Source organism: Pseudomonas sp. P5_152, assembly GCF_033989915.1.
Lineage (GTDB): Bacteria > Pseudomonadota > Gammaproteobacteria > Pseudomonadales > Pseudomonadaceae > Aquipseudomonas.
Window position 1 is genome coordinate 1,542,680 of the sequence record NZ_JASFAH010000002.1, and the last position, 17,499, is coordinate 1,560,178.

Sequence of the window (17,499 nt, forward strand, 5' to 3'; positions counted from 1 at the left end):
AGAAGAACAGCATGCGCACATTGACGATTGAACCGCTGACCAAAGAAGCCTTCGCCCCTTTCGGTGACGTGATCGAAACCGACGGCAGCGATCACTTCATGATCAACAACGGTTCGACCATGCGCTTCCATAAACTGGCGACGGTGGAAACCGCCAAGCCAGAAGACAACGCGATCATCAGCATTTTCCGCGCCGACGCGCAGGACATGCCGCTGACCGTTTGCATGCTGGAGCGTCACCCGTTGGGCAGCCAGGCTTTCATTCCGCTGCTCGGCAACCCCTTTCTGATCGTGGTCGCGCCCGTTGGCGATGAACCTGTATCAGGCTTGGTCCGCGCCTTCGTCACCAACGGCAGGCAGGGCATTAATTACCATCGCGGCGTCTGGCACCACCCGGTGCTGACGATCGAAAAGCGGGATGACTTCCTGGTGGTTGATCGCAGTGGCACAGGCAATAACTGCGATGAGCATTTTTTCAAAGAGGATCAACGCTTGATCCTTGCCCCCCACCAATAAGAGAAGGTCTGATCACTCGACGACAGAGTGACAGGCGAGAGGTAAAGACTGTGGAAGCACATCTGTTCGAATGGCTGAACCTGAGCGTGCGCTGGGTTCACATGATCACTGGCGTCGCCTGGATCGGCGCGTCGTTCTATTTTGTCTGGCTGGAAAACAACCTCAATCGGGTCAACCCGAAGAACGGTCTGGCGGGCGATCTCTGGGCGATTCACGGTGGCGGGATCTACCACCTGGAGAAATACAAACTGGCTCCACCGACCATGCCGGACAACCTGCACTGGTTCAAGTGGGAGGCCTACTTCACTTGGTTGTCGGGGATCGCGCTGCTGTGCGTGGTGTTCTACTCCAACCCGACCCTGTACCTGTTGGCACCTGGCAGCAGCCTGAGCGGCCCTGAAGGGGTTCTGCTGGGCATCGGTTCGCTGTTCGCCGGCTGGTTCATCTACTCCTTCCTGTGCGACTCGGCCCTGGGCAAACGCCCTGCCCTGCTGGGTTTCATCCTGTTCGTCCTGATCATCGGCGCGGCCTACGGCTTCAGCAAAGTGTTCAGCGGCCGGGGTGCTTACCTGCACGTGGGCGCCATCATCGGCACCATCATGGTCGGTAACGTGTTCCGCATCATCATGCCGGCACAACGGGCACTGGTGGCGGCGATCGCCGAGAACCGCACCCCGGACCCGGCCCTGCCGGCCAAGGGCCTGCTGCGTTCGCGACACAACAACTACTTCACCTTGCCTGTGCTGTTCATCATGATCAGCAACCACTTCCCGAGCACCTACGGCAGCCAGTACAACTGGTTGATCCTGGCCGGGATCGCGGTACTGGCGGTGTTGGTGCGTCACTACTTCAACACCCGCCACGACAGCCACAAGTTCGCCTGGACCCTGCCAGTCGCGGCCGTAGGCATGATCAGCCTGGCGTACGTTACCGGCCCCGCGCCGATGACCAGCCCGGAAGTGGCCAAGGCCCCCGCGCAGATCCAGTACCAGCCGCTGCCGGAAACCGCCGTCGGCGGTGGTGCGAAACCGGCTGAGGCCACGCCAGCCGCTGCTCCTGCAGCCCCGGCCCAGGCAGCCAATACCGGTCCTGGCTTTGACAAGGTGCACAGTGTGATCCAGGAACGCTGCGCGGTCTGTCACTCGGCCAAGCCCACCAGCCCGCTGTTCAGTGCCGCCCCGGGCGGCGTGATGTTCGACACCCCCGAGCAGATCCGCCAGAACGCCCCGCGCATTCAAGCCCAGGCAGTCACCACGCAGATCATGCCACTGGGCAACATCACCCAGATGACCCAGCAGGAACGTGACCTGATCGGCGCCTGGATCGTGCAGGGAGCCCAGACCAATTAAGTAGCGAAAAGCATCGCTGGCAAGCCAGCTCCCACAAGGATCACCTGAATCCTGTGGGAGCTGGCTTGCCAGCGATTGGCCGCATCGCGGTCCTCCCTGCTGCACAAAATCACAAGAATAAAAAGATCCGAGGTGTTGCATGTCCGTGTCATCCGAAGCGCGCATCCCCGACGCACCCGCTATCGCGCGCCTGCCGTTGTTGCAACTGATCCTGGTAGGTCTGCAACACGTTCTGTTGATGTACGGCGGCGCCATCGCCGTGCCGTTGATCATCGGACAGGCCGCTGGCCTGAGTCGTGAAGAAATCGCCTTTCTGATCAATGCCGACCTGCTGGTCGCCGGGATCGCCACCATCGTCCAGTCAATGGGCATCGGCCCCATGGGCATTCGCATGCCGGTGATGATGGGCGCCAGCTTCGCGGCTGTCGGCAGCATGGTGGCCATGGCCGGCATGCCCGGCATCGGCCTGCAAGGCATCTTCGGCGCGACCATTGCCGCAGGGTTCTTCGGCATGCTGATCGCACCGTTCATGTCCAAGGTGGTGCGTTTCTTCCCGCCTTTGGTGACCGGTACCGTCATCACTTCGATCGGTTTGTCACTGTTCCCCGTCGCGGTGAACTGGGCAGGCGGCGGCAGTTCCGCCGCACAATTCGGTTCCCCCATCTACCTCAGCATCGCCGCCCTGGTGCTGGGCACCATCTTGTTGGTACACCGCTTCATGCGCGGGTTCTGGGTCAACATTTCGGTGCTGATCGGCATGACCCTGGGCTACATCCTCTGTGGCCTTTTGGGCATGGTCGACCTCAGCGGCATGACCCAGGCGCCCTGGCTGCAGATCGTCACGCCGCTGCACTTCGGCATGCCCAAGTTTGAATTGGCGCCAATCCTGTCGATGTGCCTGGTGGTGGTGATCATCTTCGTCGAGTCCACCGGGATGTTCCTGGCGCTGGGCAAGATCACCGGCCAGGAAGTCTGCCCGCGCATGCTACGTCGCGGCTTGCTGTGTGATGCCGGCGCCTCGTTCTTCGCCGGCTTCCTCAACACCTTCACCCACTCCTCGTTTGCCCAGAACATTGGCCTGGTGCAGATGACTGGCGTGCGTTGCCGCTCCGTCACCATCGTTGCTGGGGGGTTGCTGATCCTCCTGAGCCTGCTGCCCAAGGCCGCGTTCCTGGTGGCCTCGATCCCGCCGGCAGTGCTGGGCGGCGCGGCCATCGCCATGTTCGGCATGGTCGCGGCCACCGGGATCAAGATCCTCCAGGAAGCCGACATCGCCGACCGGCGCAATCAATTGCTGGTCGCGGTGAGTATCGGCATGGGCCTGATCCCGGTGGTCCGGCCGGAATTCTTCGCCCACCTGCCGCTGTGGATGAGCCCGATCACCCACAGCGGCATTGCCATGGCCACCCTCAGCGCGCTGACGCTGAACCTGTTGTTCAACATCCTGGGTGGCAGCGAACGGGCTGCCATCAACGATTGCGCCGCTCACCCGCACTGATGCAAACGCAACATCCCCTGTAGGCGCTGGCTGCCAGCGCCTACAGGGTTGGCGGCTGCCTGCAAGAGCAAAAATAAAAACAAAAAGGGAGCAACAGATGATTCGTACACACACAAGCCTACTGTTGGGCACCAGCCTGTTGGCCGCGAGCCAGGCCATGGCCGGCGACCTGCTGCTGTGGCAAACCAACAGCCTGAGCTACCTGTACGGCAAGAATTTCGCGATCAACCCATCGATCCAGCAGACCGTGACCTTCGAGCACGCTGACCGCTGGAAGTACGGCGACACCTTTCTGTTCGTCGACAAGATCTTCTACAACGGCAAGGAAGACCCCAACAAAGGCCCCCACAGCTTTTACGGCGAGTTCAGCCCACGCCTGTCGGCAGGCAAGATCTTCGACCAGAAACTGCAATTAGGTCCGATCAAGGACGTATTGCTGGCCATGACCTATGAGTACGGCGAAGGCGAAAGCGAAGCCTACCTGATTGGCCCCGGCTTCGACCTGGCGGTGCCCGGGTTCAACTACGTGACCCTGAACTTCTACCGACGCCAGACCGAAGGGCCGCGCCCAGGTGATGGGGTCTGGCAGATCACCCCGACCTGGTCCTACACCATTCCCGCCGGCCGCTCCGACGTGCTGATCGACGGCTACCTCGACTGGGTCGTGGACAACGACCAGAACTCACGCGGCACCTATCACGCCAACCTGCACCTCAACCCGCAGATCAAGTACGACCTGGGCAAGGCCCTCAATGGCCCGGCCAAACAGATCTACGTCGGGGCCGAATACAGCTACTGGAAAAACAAGTACGGCATCGAGGACAACGCCAATCTGGACACCAACCAGAACACCGCCAGCCTGCTGATCAAGGTGCACTTCTAGAATGGCCCGCAACGGTGCCCCAGGTTTGATACCGGTGCGCTGTTGCGGGGCGCTTGAGCCGTGGCGCGGGAGCCAGTATTCTCCGCGGCCGTCTGAATCCGGTATAAAAAAAAGCCCGGATTTAATTCCTGACCAGAAAGCCAACTTATCCCGGCCCTGGACGGTCACGAGGCTAGACAGACAAAAGCCCAATGGACGCTTGATCGACTGTTTTCGAACAGCCGACCAGGCGTTTTTTGCCTTTTTAAATGCCTTGGCCCAGCTCTTGCTAAGAGCTGTAAAGCTGACCGATTGGATGGTTTTTGCAGCACTGAAAAAAGGCGCCACACCAGAGCGCCGTCAAAAAAAACGTGGAACACCTACTTTGGGAGCAACCGAATGAAACGTACGTGCACTAGCCTGATGCTCGCCGGATCCTTGCTGGCAGGGGGCCAGGCCATGGCCGGCGATCTGCTGCAGTGGCAGAACAACAGCCTGACCTATCTCTACGGCAAAGACTTTCAAGTCAACCCGCGCATCCAGCAGACCGTGACCTTCGAGCACGCCGACGCCTGGAAGTACGGCGACAACTTCTTCTTTATCGACAAGATCTTCTACAACGGCAAAGAAGATGCCTTCGCCGGTGAGAACACCCACTACGGTGAGCTCCAGCCGCGCCTGTCATTCAACAAGATCTTCGACCAGAAGTTCGAGTTTGGCCCAATCAAGGACGTGCTGCTGGCCATGACCTACGAGTTTGGCGAAGACGACACCGAGTCCTACCTGATCGGTCCGGGCTTCGACCTGGCCATTCCAGGCTTCGACTACTTCCAGCTGAACTTCTACAACCGCCACACTGAAGGCGACCGTCCGGGTGACGATGTCTGGCAGATCACCCCTGTGTGGTCCTACACCATCCCTGTCGGCGGCTCCGATGTGCTGATCGACGGTTTCATGGACTGGGTGGTCGACAACGACGTCAACAGCAAAGGCGAATACCACGCCAACCTGCACTTCAACCCACAGGTCAAATACGACCTGGGCAAGGCCTTGAATCTGGGCGAGAAGCAGTTGTACGTCGGTGTCGAGTACGACTACTGGAAAAACAAGTACGGGATTGAAGACAGCCAGGGCTTCAAGACCGATCAGAGCGTGACCAGCTTCCTGGTCAAGGTGCACTTCTGAGTTTGGACTGACCAACCGGCATCACCCTTCACCCGCCAACGCGCATCGTAGGCGGGTGAAGGGCGATGCCTGTCAGGCCGGAATCACCGGCTCCCGCACCCCAAGAAACCGACACAACTCCTCCCGCTTGGCCAAGGCATCGCGCCGGCCGAGTTCGATCAGCTCGCTGCAGTATCCCGCCTCGAACAGCAGGTAACTCAACACCCCTGCCCCGCTAGTCTTGGTTGCCCCCGGGCCGCGCAGGAACAGGCGCAGTGCCGCCGGCAATTCCTGGCGGTGCCGTGCGGCGATCTCGTCGATCGGCTGGCTCGGCGCAATCACCAACACCTCTACCGGTGCCACACCCAGGGCGCGGGTTGGCGTGCCATCGGGCAGCAAGTGGCTGAACTGGTTCAGGCGTTGCAACAACTCGATGTCGCTTTCCAGGCTGTCAATGAAGGTGCTGTTGAGCATGTGCCCGCCGATCTGCGCCAAGGACGGCTGCTGGCCGGTGTAGGTGCGCAGGGAGGTGTCGGGATCGACGCCGCGCGGGTTGCCACTGACACCCACTACCAGCACCCGGCTCGCCCCCAGGTGCAACGCCGGGCTGATCGGCGCCGACTGGCGTACCGCGCCGTCGCCGAAGTACTCATTGCCGATTTTCACGGGTGCAAACAACAGGGGAATGGCCGAACTGGCCAGCAGGTGCTCGACGCTCAACCGGGTCGGCACGCCGATGCGCCGGTGCCGCAGCCAGGGGTCGATGCTGCGACCGCCCTGATAAAAGGTTACCGCCTGTCCGGATTCATAGCCAAAGGCGGTGACGGCCACAGCGTGCAGTTGTTTTTGCGCGATGGCCTGATCGATCCCCGACAGGTCCAGCCTGGTGTGGAGCAGATCACTCAAGGGCGAGCTGTTGAGCAGCGCCACCGGCACCTTGGCGCCGATCCCCAGCAGACTGTGGGTGACAAAACGACTGGCCTGGCTAATCACACCGGGCCAGTCGCTGCGCAGCACCTGATGGCTGCGAAAGCCCTGCCAGAACGCGGTCAGGCGTTCGATGGCGGCCGTGAAGTCCATGGCCCCGGCGGCCAGGCTGACCGCATTGACTGCCCCAGCCGAGGTGCCGACGATTACCGGGAACGGATTGGCCGCGCCGGCCGGCAACAGTTGCGCGATGGCCGCCAATACGCCTACCTGGTACGCCGCCCGAGCCCCGCCGCCGGAAAGAATCAAGCCTGTCACCGGTTCAGCCGAACTCATCGCCACACTCCCTGGTGCTGGTTATTGACGGTAGGCCGTCGCGGGCTCAACCACGCTTGTCGTAGAGTTTCGGCTCGCCCGGCGGCCGGCTCTTGAAGCGCCGGTGCGCCCACAGGTACTGCTCGGGGCAGGCGCTGACGGCGCTTTCGATCCACTGGTTGATGCGGATGCAGTCGGCTTCGTCGCTGGCCCCCGGGAAATCGCTGAACGGCGGGTGGATCACCAGGCGGTAACCGCTGCCATCGGCCAGGCGTTCCTGGGTGAACGGCACCACCAGCGCCTTGCCCAGCTTGGCAAACTTGCTGGTGGCCGGCACCGTGGCCGCGAGAATGCCAAACAACGGCACAAAGATACTTTGCTTGGCGCCGTAGTCCTGGTCCGGTGCATACCAGATCGCCCGGCCTGCGCGCAGCAGCTTGAACATGCCACGCACGTCCTCGCGCTCGATCGCCAGGGAGTCGAGGTTATGCCGCTCGCGGCCACGACGCTGGATGAAATCGAATAGCGGGTTCTTGTGCTCGCGGTACATGCCATCGATGGTATGTTGCTGGCCTAGCAGCGCCGCGCCGACTTCCAGGGTGGTGAAGTGCAAGGCCATCAGGATCACGCCCTGGCCATCGCGCTGGGCCTGCTTGAGATGCTCCAGGCCTTCGATATGGGACAGGCGCGCCAGGCGCTCGCGTGGCCACCACCAACTCATGGCCATTTCAAAGAAGGCAATGCCGGTGGAGGCGAAGTTTTCCTTGAGCAGACGTTTGCGTTCGTCGGGAGTTTTCTCGGGAAAACACAGCTCAAGGTTACGTTTGGCGATGCGCCGACGGTCGCTGGCGACCCGATACATGCCGGCCCCCAGCACACGACCAATGCGCAACAGCCACGAATACGGCAACTGGACAACCAGCCACAGCAGCCCTAGACCGCACCATAGCGGCCAAAAACGTGGCGAAAGAAATGCAGCTCGAAATTGCGGGCGATCCATTAACGATTCCGGACGGACAACAAGGTCGCGCATTCTACATCGGTTCGACCCTGCTTGCGGGCTGCGGGCGTTCTCGTTATAAGTCTCGGCACTTTTAGTGACAAGCCGTTGTATGCCAACCATGAGCCAAACCGAACTGCTAGACCAAGATCCCGTGTTCCAGTTGAAGGGCAGCATGCTCGCCATTACGGTGCTGGAGCTGGCCCGCAATGACCTGGAAATCCTCGACCGGCAGCTGGCTGCAAAGGTAGCTCTGGCACCTAATTTCTTCAGCAACGCCCCGCTGGTGCTGGCCCTGGACAAGCTACCGGCCAGTGAAGGCTCGGTGGACCTGCCGGCCCTGATGCGCGTGTGCCGCCACCATGGCCTGCGCACCCTGGCCATCCGCGCCAGCCGTATCGAGGACATTGCCGCGGCCATCGCCGTCGACCTGCCGGTGTTGCCACCGTCGGGGGCCCGCGAGCGCGCCCTTGAACCGCTGGAAGGGGAAGTGCGCAAAAAACCGGAAAAACCACCGGAGCCGAGCATCAAGCCGACGCGCATCATCACTTCGCCAGTACGTGGCGGCCAGCAGATCTACGCCCAGGGCAGCGACCTGGTGGTGGTGTCCTCGGTCAGTCCGGGGGCGGAACTTCTGGCCGATGGCAACATCCATGTATACGGGCCGATGCGCGGTCGTGCGCTGGCCGGGGTCAAAGGCGACACCAAAGCACGGATTTTCTGCCAGCAAATGAGCGCTGAACTGCTGTCCATCGCCGGTCATTACAAGGTTTCCGAAGATCTTCGTCGCGACCCGCTCTGGGGGGCCGGCGTACAAGTCAGCCTGTCGGGCGACGTGTTGAACATCATTCGGCTTTAACGGATACTGCCGCATTTTCCAAGCATCTCTAAAACGTAGTGAAAACGGCTCAAACGAAGTAGGAAAATGGCGTAGAGCGGTGTTTACCGGAGGTAAACCCTGCCCCAGGCCCGATTCCAGCCAAGGCTGTCCGACTGCAGTAGTTTTCAAGAGATGTTTTTCGGGGCTAAAAGTCCTTTTTCCTTAGGGGTGAAACACCTTGGCCAAGATTCTCGTGGTTACATCCGGCAAGGGTGGTGTGGGTAAGACCACCACCAGCGCCGCTATCGGTACCGGCCTCGCTCTGCGTGGTCACAAAACAGTCATCGTCGACTTCGACGTCGGCCTGCGTAACCTCGACCTGATCATGGGTTGCGAGCGTCGCGTAGTGTATGACTTCGTCAATGTGGTCAATGGCGAAGCCAACCTGCAGCAGGCCCTGATCAAGGACAAGCGCCTTGAGAACCTCTACGTCCTGGCAGCCAGTCAGACCCGCGACAAAGACGCGCTGACCGTCGAAGGCGTGGAAAAGGTGCTGATGGCACTCAAGGAAGATTTCGAATTCGTGGTCTGCGACTCCCCGGCGGGCATCGAGAAAGGCGCCCACCTGGCCATGTACTTCGCTGATGAAGCGATTGTCGTGACCAACCCGGAAGTGTCCTCGGTACGTGACTCGGACCGCATGCTGGGCCTGCTGGCCAGCAAATCGCGACGCGCCGAAAACGGCGAAGACCCGATCAAGGAACACCTGCTGTTGACTCGCTACAACCCTGAGCGCGTCAGCAACGGCGAAATGCTTGGCGTCGAAGACGTCAAGGAGATTCTGGCCGTCACCCTGCTTGGCGTGATTCCAGAGTCGCAAGCCGTACTCAAGGCTTCCAACCAAGGCGTGCCAGTGATTCTCGACGACCAGAGCGACGCCGGTAAGGCGTACAGCGATGCCGTCGATCGTCTGTTGGGCAAAACCGTGGAACACCGGTTCCTTGATGTTGAGAAGAAGGGATTCTTCGAGCGCCTTTTTGGAGGTAGATAATGAATCTTTTTGACTTCTTTCGCGCCAGCAAAAAAACCAGCACCGCGTCGGTAGCGAAAGAGCGTCTGCAGATCATCGTGGCGCATGAACGCGGCCAGCGCAGCACCCCTGACTACCTGCCAGCCTTGCAAAAGGAACTGGTCGAGGTGATCCGCAAGTACGTCAATATCGGGTCCGACGACGTGCATGTTGCACTGGAAAACCAGGGCAGCTGCTCGATTCTGGAACTCAATATCACCCTGCCAGATCGCTGAGTCGATCCGGCTGGAGCCACGGCGGCTCAGGTCCCCCAGGTTTGCTGGAGGGGCCTGAGTCGCCGTTGGCGTTTGTTACGAGGCTGTTTTAATGCCGTTGTCCAATATCCACATCCTCCACCAGGACGCCGCCGTCCTGGTGGTGAACAAGCCTACCCTGCTGCTCTCGGTGCCTGGCCGCGCCGACGACAACAAGGACTGCCTGATTACTCGCCTGCAGGAAAACGGCTACCCGGAAGCCCGTATCGTCCATCGCCTGGACTGGGAAACCTCGGGGATCATCCTGCTGGCCCGCGACCCGGATACCCATCGCGAACTGTCTCGGCAATTTCACGACCGTGAAACCGAAAAAGCCTACACGGCGCTGTGCTGGGGCCAACCGGAGCTGGACAGCGGCAGTATCGATCTGCCGCTGCGCTACGACCCACCGACCAAACCACGCCACGTGGTCGACCACGAGTTCGGCAAACATGCGCTGACCTTTTGGCGCGTGCTGGAGCGCTGTGGTGACTGGTGCCGGGTGGAGCTGACGCCGATTACCGGTCGCTCGCACCAATTGCGCGTGCACATGCTCTCCATCGGCCATCCGCTGTTGGGCGACGGGCTGTACGCCCACCCCCAAGCCCTGGCGGCGTATCCTCGGCTGTGCCTGCACGCCAGCATGCTGAGCTTTACCCACCCGCAAAGTGGTGAACGCCTGCGCTTTGAGTGCCCGGCACCCTTTTGAGCGCCTTGAAGCCCTTTCAAGCAACCCGTCGAAACCTGAAGGACGCCTGGACCGATGACGCCTGACTCCCCACAACCGTCGACGCCCCTTGAGAAAGCGCCGCAGCAGTTGCTCTATCTGGTCTACGGCGACAAGGACGTGTACCGGCGCGAAGCCAAGTTCAGCATCCTCACGGCGCTGGCCCAACTGAAAAAGGCCGAGCCGCTGTGCATCCGCGTCCTCACCGATCGCCCGCAGGACTACGCCGGCTGGCCGGTCGAAACCATCGCCCTGAGCGATGAGATCATGACCGCCTGGCAGGGCAGCAACGGCTATCACCACCGGCGCAAGGCCTGCGCCATTGCCTACGGCCTGACCCTGGCGCACAAGACCCTGTTCGTCGACACCGACACGCTGTTCCTCGACACCCCCCTGCGGGTGTTCGAGCACATTGGCCCCGGCCAGTACGTGATGGATCGCTTCGAGTACGATTGGCGCACCGTATGCGAACGTGCGGACTACCTCAAGCTGGGCACTTGCCTGCAAGCCCACGGGGTCACGCCTGACAACGGTTTCAAGCTGTACAACAGTGGCCTGTGTGGCGTCACCGACGGCGATAGCCCCTTGCTTGAACGCAGCATCGAGCTGATCGACGAGTGGACCCGCGATGGGTTCGATATCCACACCATCGAACAGATCGCCCTGTCCTTCGCCATGCGCGACAAGCCGGTGCATGAAGCCAACCGCTACATCTACCACTACTTCGCCGAGAAGGGCTTTTTCCATGCCATGCAAAAGCACTTCTTCAGCCTGCATGGCGAACGCTTCCGCGCCGAACTGCCCACGCTGTGCACCGAGGTGCCCCGCTGCAAACCGATCCCCTCGCCGTGGCAGCGCCTGCGCATCAAGTGGAAGCTGCGCAACAAGCGTGGTGCGGTGAAAAAGGTCGGCCGTGCGTTGCTCTATGGCAGTGCCGCCCCCGAGCACCCGTACTACGAAGTGTGTCGTCATGAATGGTGGGAGTCGGCTTCGCGGGAGATTCTGCGTTGGGACGAAGGCACGCGGAAGAAGTTCTTCGGCCCCGACCAGGGACGCTGGCCGAAACACCTGCCCAAGCCGGCAAAATCGGCGGACGAACAAACCATCATTGCCTACCTGCGCAAGCGTTTGGCACATTGATCCCGTGTCGCGAGTCGATTGCCGTGCGCCACACGCACTTGCCCAATGCGTGTGGCCAATACGTTAAACTCGCGGCACTGCTGTCTGGAGCTACTTATGCGCGAAGAGTTGAACCAAGGCCTGATCGACTTCCTCAAGGCCTCCCCTACCCCCTTTCATGCCACTGCCAGCCTGGTTCAGCGCCTGGAAGCGGCGGGCTATCAGCGCCTTGACGAGCGCGAGTCCTGGACTACCGAAGCCAACGGTCGTTACTACGTAACCCGTAACGACTCCTCGATCGTGGCCATCAAGCTGGGCCGCAACTCGCCGCTGTACGACGGCATTCGCATGGTCGGCGCCCATACCGATAGCCCGTGCCTGCGGGTCAAACCGCAACCTGAACTGCAACGCCAGGGGTTCTGGCAACTGGGCGTCGAAGTCTATGGCGGCGCGCTGCTTGCCCCCTGGTTCGACCGCGACCTGTCGCTGGCCGGACGCGTGACCTTCCGCCGCGACGGCAAGGTCGAAAGCCAGTTGATCGACTTCAAGGCGCCGATCGCCACCATTCCCAACCTGGCCATTCACCTCAACCGTGAGGCCAACCTGGGCTGGGCGATCAACGCGCAGACCGAACTGCCGCCGATCCTCGCGCAATTTGCCGGTGACGAGCGCGTCGATTTCCGCGCCGTGCTCACTAACCAGTTGGCCCTGGAACACGGCCTCAACGCCGACGTGGTGCTGGACTACGAGTTGAGCTTCTACGACACCCAAAGTGCTGCGGTGATTGGCCTGCACGGCGATTTCATTGCCGGTGCGCGCCTGGACAACCTGCTGTCGTGCTACGCCGGCCTGCAAGCGCTGCTGAGCGCCGAGACTGACGAGACCTGCGTGTTTGTCGCCAACGACCACGAAGAAGTCGGCTCCTGCTCGGCCTGCGGTGCCGACGGCCCGATGCTGGAGCAGACCCTGCGCCGCCTGCTGCCCGAAGGTGAGGAGTTCGTGCGCACCATCCAGAAATCCCTGTTGATCTCGGCCGACAATGCCCACGGCGTGCACCCCAACTACGCCGACAAGCACGACGCCAACCATGGCCCGAAACTCAATGCCGGCCCGGTGATCAAGGTCAACAGCAACCAGCGCTACGCCACCAACAGTGAAACCGCCGGTTTCTTCCGCCACCTGTGCATGGCCGAAGAAGTACCCGTGCAGAGCTTCGTGGTGCGCAGTGACATGGGTTGCGGCTCGACCATCGGCCCGATCACCGCCAGCCACCTGGGCGTGCGAACCGTGGACATCGGCCTGCCGACGTTCGCCATGCACTCGATCCGCGAACTGTGCGGCAGCCACGACCTGGTGCACCTGGTCAAAGTGCTGAGCGCGTTCTACGCCTGCCGCGAATTGCCATGACCCGTCACGGCGAGGGTGCTGGTGCCCTCGCCGCGAATTGCCCTGGCGTTGACATTCATCACGCCCGTTGACGCAAAAGCCACCTAAACTTAAACCTGTACCTTTCTAAGGCTGTCGCCATGATCTCGATGTCTTTGTTCAACTCCATGCTCATTCCGATCCTGTCGGGGATGATCCTGCTGGCCATCGGCTTCAACTTTCGCGACAAGAACGCCGGCGTGTTCTCGATGTGGATCGGCATGCTGGTGATTCTCGCCACCGTGGTCATCAAGATCCTCGCCAAGCTCAACGAATAAAAGCACCCGCCACGCTCGCATTGGCTTTGCCCCGCTCGTACACTCGGTCAACCTGCACCTGTTGAGGTTGACCGCCTAGTGTTTGCTCGCCTGTTCGCCCTGCCGTCCACGTTGTTCATTTGCCTGCTGCTGTTGCTGCCCATGGCGTCGGCCCAGGCGGTCGGCTTGCCGAGCCTGCTCGGCAGCTCCAGCAAAACCCAGCCGCAGGCGAGCGAGCCCTTGGGGCAATCGCTGGACGAAGTGATCAAGTCGCTGGAAAACGACCAGCAACGGGCCAAGCTGCTGGCCGACCTGAAAAAACTGCGCGACGCCACGAAAAAGGCCCAGCCACCCGCGGAAGAAGGCGTGCTGGGCCTGATCGGCGGCACCCTGTCGAGCCTGGAAAAACAACTCACCGGCGCCGACAGCCCGATCACCCGCTGGAGCGCCGAATTTGACCAGGCCAAGGAAGAATTCAGCAGCCTGATGCTGCCGGCCAGCGAGTGGCTGCCGATCATCTTTGGCTTTGCCGTGGTGCTGATGCTCTGGAGCCTGCTCGCCGCGGCCCTGATCTGGCTCAGCCACCGCTTGCGCATGCGCTTCGGCCTGACCGAAGAGCTGCCACAACATCCCCGGACCTGGGACCTGGTGCGCTTCGCCCTGCGCAAGCTCGGGCCCTGGCTGATCGCCCTGGTGATCACCGTCTACATGAGCTACGCCCTGCCGCCCTCCCTGGGCAAGTACCTGGCGATGGTGCTGGCCTATGCACTGGTCGTGGGGACCTGCTTCTCGGCAGTCTGCGTGATTGCCTTTTCCCTGCTCGATGGTCCGCACCGCCACCGCGCGTTGTACATCCTGCGGCACCAGGCCTTCCGCCCGCTGTGGCTGATCGGCAGCTTTGCCGCATTCGGCGAAGCCTTGAACGACCCAAGGCTGGTGGCCAGCCTGGGGATTCACCTGGCCCACGCCACCGCCACCGTCGCCAATGTACTGGCCGCCCTGTCTACCGGCCTGTTCATCCTGCGTTTCCGCCGTCCCATCGCGCACCTGATCCGCAACCAGCCGCTGTCGCGACGCCTGACCCGCCGCGCCCTCAGCGACACGATCGAGATCCTCGGTACCTTCTGGTACCTGCCAGCCCTGGTACTGGTGGGTATCTCGCTGTTTGCCACCTTCGTCTCGGCAGGCGACACCAGCACCGCCCTGCGCCAGGCGCTGATCTGCACCGTGCTGCTGGTGGTGTGCATGGTCATCAACGGCCTGGTTCGCCGGCATTCCCTCAAACCGCAACGCGGGGCCAAGCGCCACGCGCTGTACTCCGAACGCCTCAAGAGCTTCTGCTACACCCTGGTGCACCTGGCGATCTGGCTGGTGTTCATCGAACTGGGCCTGCGGGTCTGGGGCATGTCGTTGATCCGCTTCACCGAAGGCGAAGGCCATGACGTCAGCGTCAAATTGTTCAGCCTGGCCGGCACCCTGATTTTCGCCTGGTTGATCTGGATCCTCAGCGACACCGCCGTGCACCACGCCCTCACCCGCTCGCGCAAAGGCCTGGCCAATGCCCGCGCGCAGACCATGATGCCGCTGATTCGCAACGTGCTGTTCGTGGCGATTTTCATCATCGCGCTGATCGTCGCCCTGGCCAACATGGGCATGAACGTCACCCCGCTGCTCGCCGGTGCCGGTGTCATCGGCCTGGCCATTGGTTTTGGTGCGCAGTCGCTGGTGGCCGACCTGATCACCGGGCTGTTCATCATCATCGAGGACTCCCTGGCCATCGACGACTACGTCGACGTCGGCGGCCACCTGGGCACTGTCGAAGGCCTGACCATCCGCACCGTACGCCTGCGGGACATCGACGGCATCGTCCACACCATCCCGTTCAGCGAAATCAAAAGCATCAAGAACTACTCGCGCGAGTTCGGCTACGCCATCTTCCGCGTGGCGGTGCCCTACAACATGGAAATCGACGAAGCGATCAAACTGATGCGCGACGTCGGCCAGAAGATCCGTAACGATCCGCTGCAACGCCGTAACATCTGGTCGCCGCTGGAGATCCAGGGCGTCGAGAGTTTCGAGTCTGGTAGTGCGATCCTGCGCGCCCGGTTCAAGACCGCACCAATCAAGCAGTGGGAAGTGTCACGGGCGTTCAACCTGTCGCTCAAGCGCCATATGGACGAGGCCGGCCTGGACCTGGCGACGCCACGCATGAGCGTCCAGGTGATTACCCCGGGAGGGGGGACCGAGAAGGATTGATGGTGCCTGACATGCCGCTAGCCCGCGATGGGCGTAGGTATCTACACAGCTTTGTGGCGGCCTGTGGGCCTACCGGAGGTGTTGGATTCGGCCGAGTACATATCCATTTCTGCGGTAACGGCCTCCTATGGTTCCGCTTTTACAGCGGCTCACTTTTGGAGGAGCCCAAAAGTAAGCAAAAGGCTCTTGCCCCACCACTCGGCACCTCGCTTAGGCTCGGTGTGCCCTCACGCAGGCTTGAATCCGTGGGCCGCCGCCACGCGCCATCCATGGCGCGGGGCGGCTAACCCGGCGTCCTGCCGGGTTACCCACGGCTTCAAGCCTGCGTTCGGCCAGCGTGGTTAACGGGGCGCCCAGGATCAAAAGCCAGAGCCAAAAAGAGCCAGAGCCAGAGCCAGAGCCAGATCAAAAGATTGCTGACTTCGTCAGCGTCTGAGGAAGTAGAAGCCACACCGCGCATGCCCTAGCGATCAGGTCGGCTTTTAGGCCGCCTCGCTTTGTTTTTGATCCTGGGCGCCCCGTTAACCACGCTGGCCGGAATCCGATATTGATTTGGGGGTAAACCGGCAGGACGCCGGTTTAGCCGCACTGGGCCAGGGATGGCCCATTGCGGCGGCCCCCCAAATCAATGTCGGAGTACGGGCATGCCGAGCCTAAGCGAGGCACCGAGTGGTGGGGTAAGAGCGTTTTGCTTACTTTTGCGCTGTTCAAAAGTGAGCCGCCGTCAGGCGGAACCATAGGAGGCCGTTACCGAAGAAATGGATATGTACTCGGCCTGATCCAACACCCCAGAGGCCCACAAATGCAACGTCGCACCACAGTTATGTAGATACCGATACCGCAATGGAAACGGAACATTCAACATTGTGGCGGCAGCTAGACCACATCCACCCCGACATGAATCGCATCATGCCGCCAGAACTCCAGGTCACAATCGATCAGCCGCTGATGCTGATCGTAGTTGACCCGGGCGATGCGCAACCCCGGGCTGCCCAGCGACACCCGCAAGGCCGCCGCCGCATCCACCGGCAGTGAGGTCGGCACGATCTCGAAGCGCACCCGCCCATAGTGCAAATCGTAATGCCGGGCATACAACTCGGTAATCGACTGATTCAGATCCAGCTGCAGAATCCCCGGGAAATACTGCGGGTTCAGGTAGTGCTCCACATACAGCACCAGTCGCCCATCAATACGCCGAGCGCGGCAGATCTGGATCACACTCGACAGCGCCGGCAGCTGCAGCCAGGCACACACGGCTGCCGACGCCGGCTGCAGACGCGCCGAGATAACCTCGGTCGACGGCTCCCGCCCCTGGGCACTGACCATGGCGTGAAAGTGACTGCGCTGCATCAGGTTGTAAGCCAGCCGGGGTGGCGAGACGAACCAGCCACGGCGCTCCTCCCGATAAATCTGGCCTTGGGCCTCCAGTTGCAACAGCGCTTCACGCACGGTAATGCGTGTGGTGCCGAACAGCTCACTGAGCTTGCGCTCGGCCGGCAGCTTGCTGGCAGGCGCCAGCAGACCGTGGTCGATCTGCTCTTGCAGGACTTGGCCAATGGCTGTCACCGCGCGGGTTGCCTCTTCACGCATCAAGGTTACCTTTCTGGACTAGACCAGCACTGTTTCGGGGCCGGAGTGCGCCAAAAAACGCCTCCTCTAAGCTAGTGCAAGCCTAGGCACAACATATGACTGATCGATGACAAAGCCGCCCAACGGCAGCATCTAAGCACTGCAATTGTGCGGCCAAGTCCCGGTAAACCGGCCTCCTCCCGATGGTCTACGCTTATCTCGTTGTCACCCCTAGCAAGCGAAAAAAAGCCCTGGGCTGGGGCCGCCGACATCAAAGTGTCATCCAGCCCACCTAAATTGGCTCAGGTATTGCTGACCTAGACCAACCCAACCGCAAACGTTCGATAAAAACGCAGCGTTGAATACGCCCAAA

17 protein-coding genes are annotated in these 17,499 nt (G+C 61.3%); 14 read left to right on the top strand and 3 right to left on the bottom strand.

From position 1 onward, the window contains the following. Positions 1 to 11: 11 nt before the first annotated feature. The 6 genes from QMK50_RS06810 (at position 12) to QMK50_RS06835 (ending at position 5,409) form a co-directional block, all read left to right on the top strand. Positions 12 to 515 carry an ureidoglycolate lyase gene (locus tag QMK50_RS06810; RefSeq protein ID WP_095167934.1) on the top strand — a complete coding sequence of 168 codons (504 nt, stop codon included), beginning with the start codon at positions 12 to 14 and terminating at the stop codon, positions 513 to 515. Between the two features lie 50 nt (positions 516 to 565). Further along, a complete protein-coding gene (locus QMK50_RS06815; RefSeq protein ID WP_159997416.1) occupies positions 566 to 1,864 on the top strand; it encodes a urate hydroxylase PuuD in 1,299 nt (432 codons plus the stop codon). A 139-nt stretch (positions 1,865 to 2,003) separates the two neighbouring features. Continuing rightward, positions 2,004 to 3,362 (top strand): nucleobase:cation symporter-2 family protein, encoded by a 1,359-nt coding sequence (locus QMK50_RS06820; RefSeq protein WP_320332825.1) that lies wholly within the window; start codon positions 2,004 to 2,006, stop codon positions 3,360 to 3,362. Positions 3,363 to 3,459: 97 nt separating this feature from the next. After that, positions 3,460 to 4,245, top strand: a complete 786-nt coding sequence (locus QMK50_RS06825; RefSeq protein WP_095167929.1) for an outer membrane protein OmpK — start codon at positions 3,460 to 3,462, stop codon at positions 4,243 to 4,245. Position 4,246: 1 nt separating this feature from the next. Next, positions 4,247 to 4,627, top strand: coding sequence for a hypothetical protein (locus QMK50_RS06830; protein ID WP_143501178.1), 381 nt, complete (start codon positions 4,247 to 4,249; stop codon positions 4,625 to 4,627). Then, positions 4,624 to 5,409 carry an outer membrane protein OmpK gene (locus tag QMK50_RS06835; RefSeq protein WP_095167928.1) on the top strand — a complete coding sequence of 262 codons (786 nt, stop codon included), beginning with the start codon at positions 4,624 to 4,626 and terminating at the stop codon, positions 5,407 to 5,409. The genes QMK50_RS06830 and QMK50_RS06835 overlap by 4 nt, the downstream gene beginning before the upstream one ends. Before the next feature lie 72 nt (positions 5,410 to 5,481). Here QMK50_RS06835 and QMK50_RS06840 read toward each other — a convergent pair whose 3' ends face one another. Beyond that, a complete protein-coding gene (locus QMK50_RS06840) occupies positions 5,482 to 6,651 on the bottom strand; it encodes a patatin-like phospholipase family protein (RefSeq protein ID WP_095167926.1) in 1,170 nt (389 codons plus the stop codon). Positions 6,652 to 6,697: 46 nt separating this feature from the next. Continuing rightward, a complete protein-coding gene (locus QMK50_RS06845; RefSeq protein ID WP_159997418.1) occupies positions 6,698 to 7,630 on the bottom strand; it encodes a lipid A biosynthesis lauroyl acyltransferase in 933 nt (310 codons plus the stop codon). A gap of 121 nt (positions 7,631 to 7,751) precedes the next feature. Here QMK50_RS06845 and minC point away from each other — a divergent pair, with 121 nt between their 5' ends. The 8 genes from minC to QMK50_RS06885 all read left to right on the top strand — a co-directional run bounded on the left by minC (position 7,752) and on the right by QMK50_RS06885 (position 15,557). After that, complete coding sequence (gene minC, locus QMK50_RS06850; RefSeq protein ID WP_095167923.1) at positions 7,752 to 8,489, top strand: septum site-determining protein MinC; 738 nt, start codon at positions 7,752 to 7,754, stop codon at positions 8,487 to 8,489. A 199-nt stretch (positions 8,490 to 8,688) separates the two neighbouring features. Continuing rightward, complete coding sequence (minD, locus tag QMK50_RS06855; RefSeq protein WP_095167921.1) at positions 8,689 to 9,501, top strand: septum site-determining protein MinD; 813 nt, start codon at positions 8,689 to 8,691, stop codon at positions 9,499 to 9,501. Further along, complete coding sequence (minE, locus tag QMK50_RS06860) at positions 9,501 to 9,755, top strand: cell division topological specificity factor MinE (protein ID WP_095167919.1); 255 nt, start codon at positions 9,501 to 9,503, stop codon at positions 9,753 to 9,755. The genes minD and minE overlap by 1 nt, the downstream gene beginning before the upstream one ends. A 91-nt stretch (positions 9,756 to 9,846) precedes the next feature. Beyond that, positions 9,847 to 10,482 (top strand): RluA family pseudouridine synthase, encoded by a 636-nt coding sequence (locus QMK50_RS06865; RefSeq protein WP_027620023.1) that lies wholly within the window; start codon positions 9,847 to 9,849, stop codon positions 10,480 to 10,482. 54 nt (positions 10,483 to 10,536) lie between these two features. Beyond that, the gene (locus QMK50_RS06870) at positions 10,537 to 11,640 is read left to right on the top strand and encodes a hypothetical protein (protein ID WP_320332826.1); all 1,104 of its coding nucleotides are present in this window, start codon (positions 10,537 to 10,539) and stop codon (positions 11,638 to 11,640) included. 96 nt (positions 11,641 to 11,736) lie between these two features. After that, positions 11,737 to 13,026 carry a M18 family aminopeptidase gene (locus QMK50_RS06875; protein WP_095167916.1) on the top strand — a complete coding sequence of 430 codons (1,290 nt, stop codon included), beginning with the start codon at positions 11,737 to 11,739 and terminating at the stop codon, positions 13,024 to 13,026. Between the two features lie 119 nt (positions 13,027 to 13,145). Continuing rightward, positions 13,146 to 13,322 (top strand): hypothetical protein, encoded by a 177-nt coding sequence (locus tag QMK50_RS06880; protein WP_174244590.1) that lies wholly within the window; start codon positions 13,146 to 13,148, stop codon positions 13,320 to 13,322. Between the two features lie 78 nt (positions 13,323 to 13,400). Continuing rightward, positions 13,401 to 15,557 carry a mechanosensitive ion channel family protein gene (locus QMK50_RS06885; RefSeq protein WP_320332827.1) on the top strand — a complete coding sequence of 719 codons (2,157 nt, stop codon included), beginning with the start codon at positions 13,401 to 13,403 and terminating at the stop codon, positions 15,555 to 15,557. A gap of 876 nt (positions 15,558 to 16,433) precedes the next feature. Here QMK50_RS06885 and phnR read toward each other — a convergent pair. After that, positions 16,434 to 17,147, bottom strand: a complete 714-nt coding sequence (gene phnR / locus QMK50_RS06890) for a phosphonate utilization transcriptional regulator PhnR (protein ID WP_095170300.1) — start codon at positions 17,145 to 17,147, stop codon at positions 16,434 to 16,436. Positions 17,148 to 17,499: the final 352 nt, after the last annotated feature.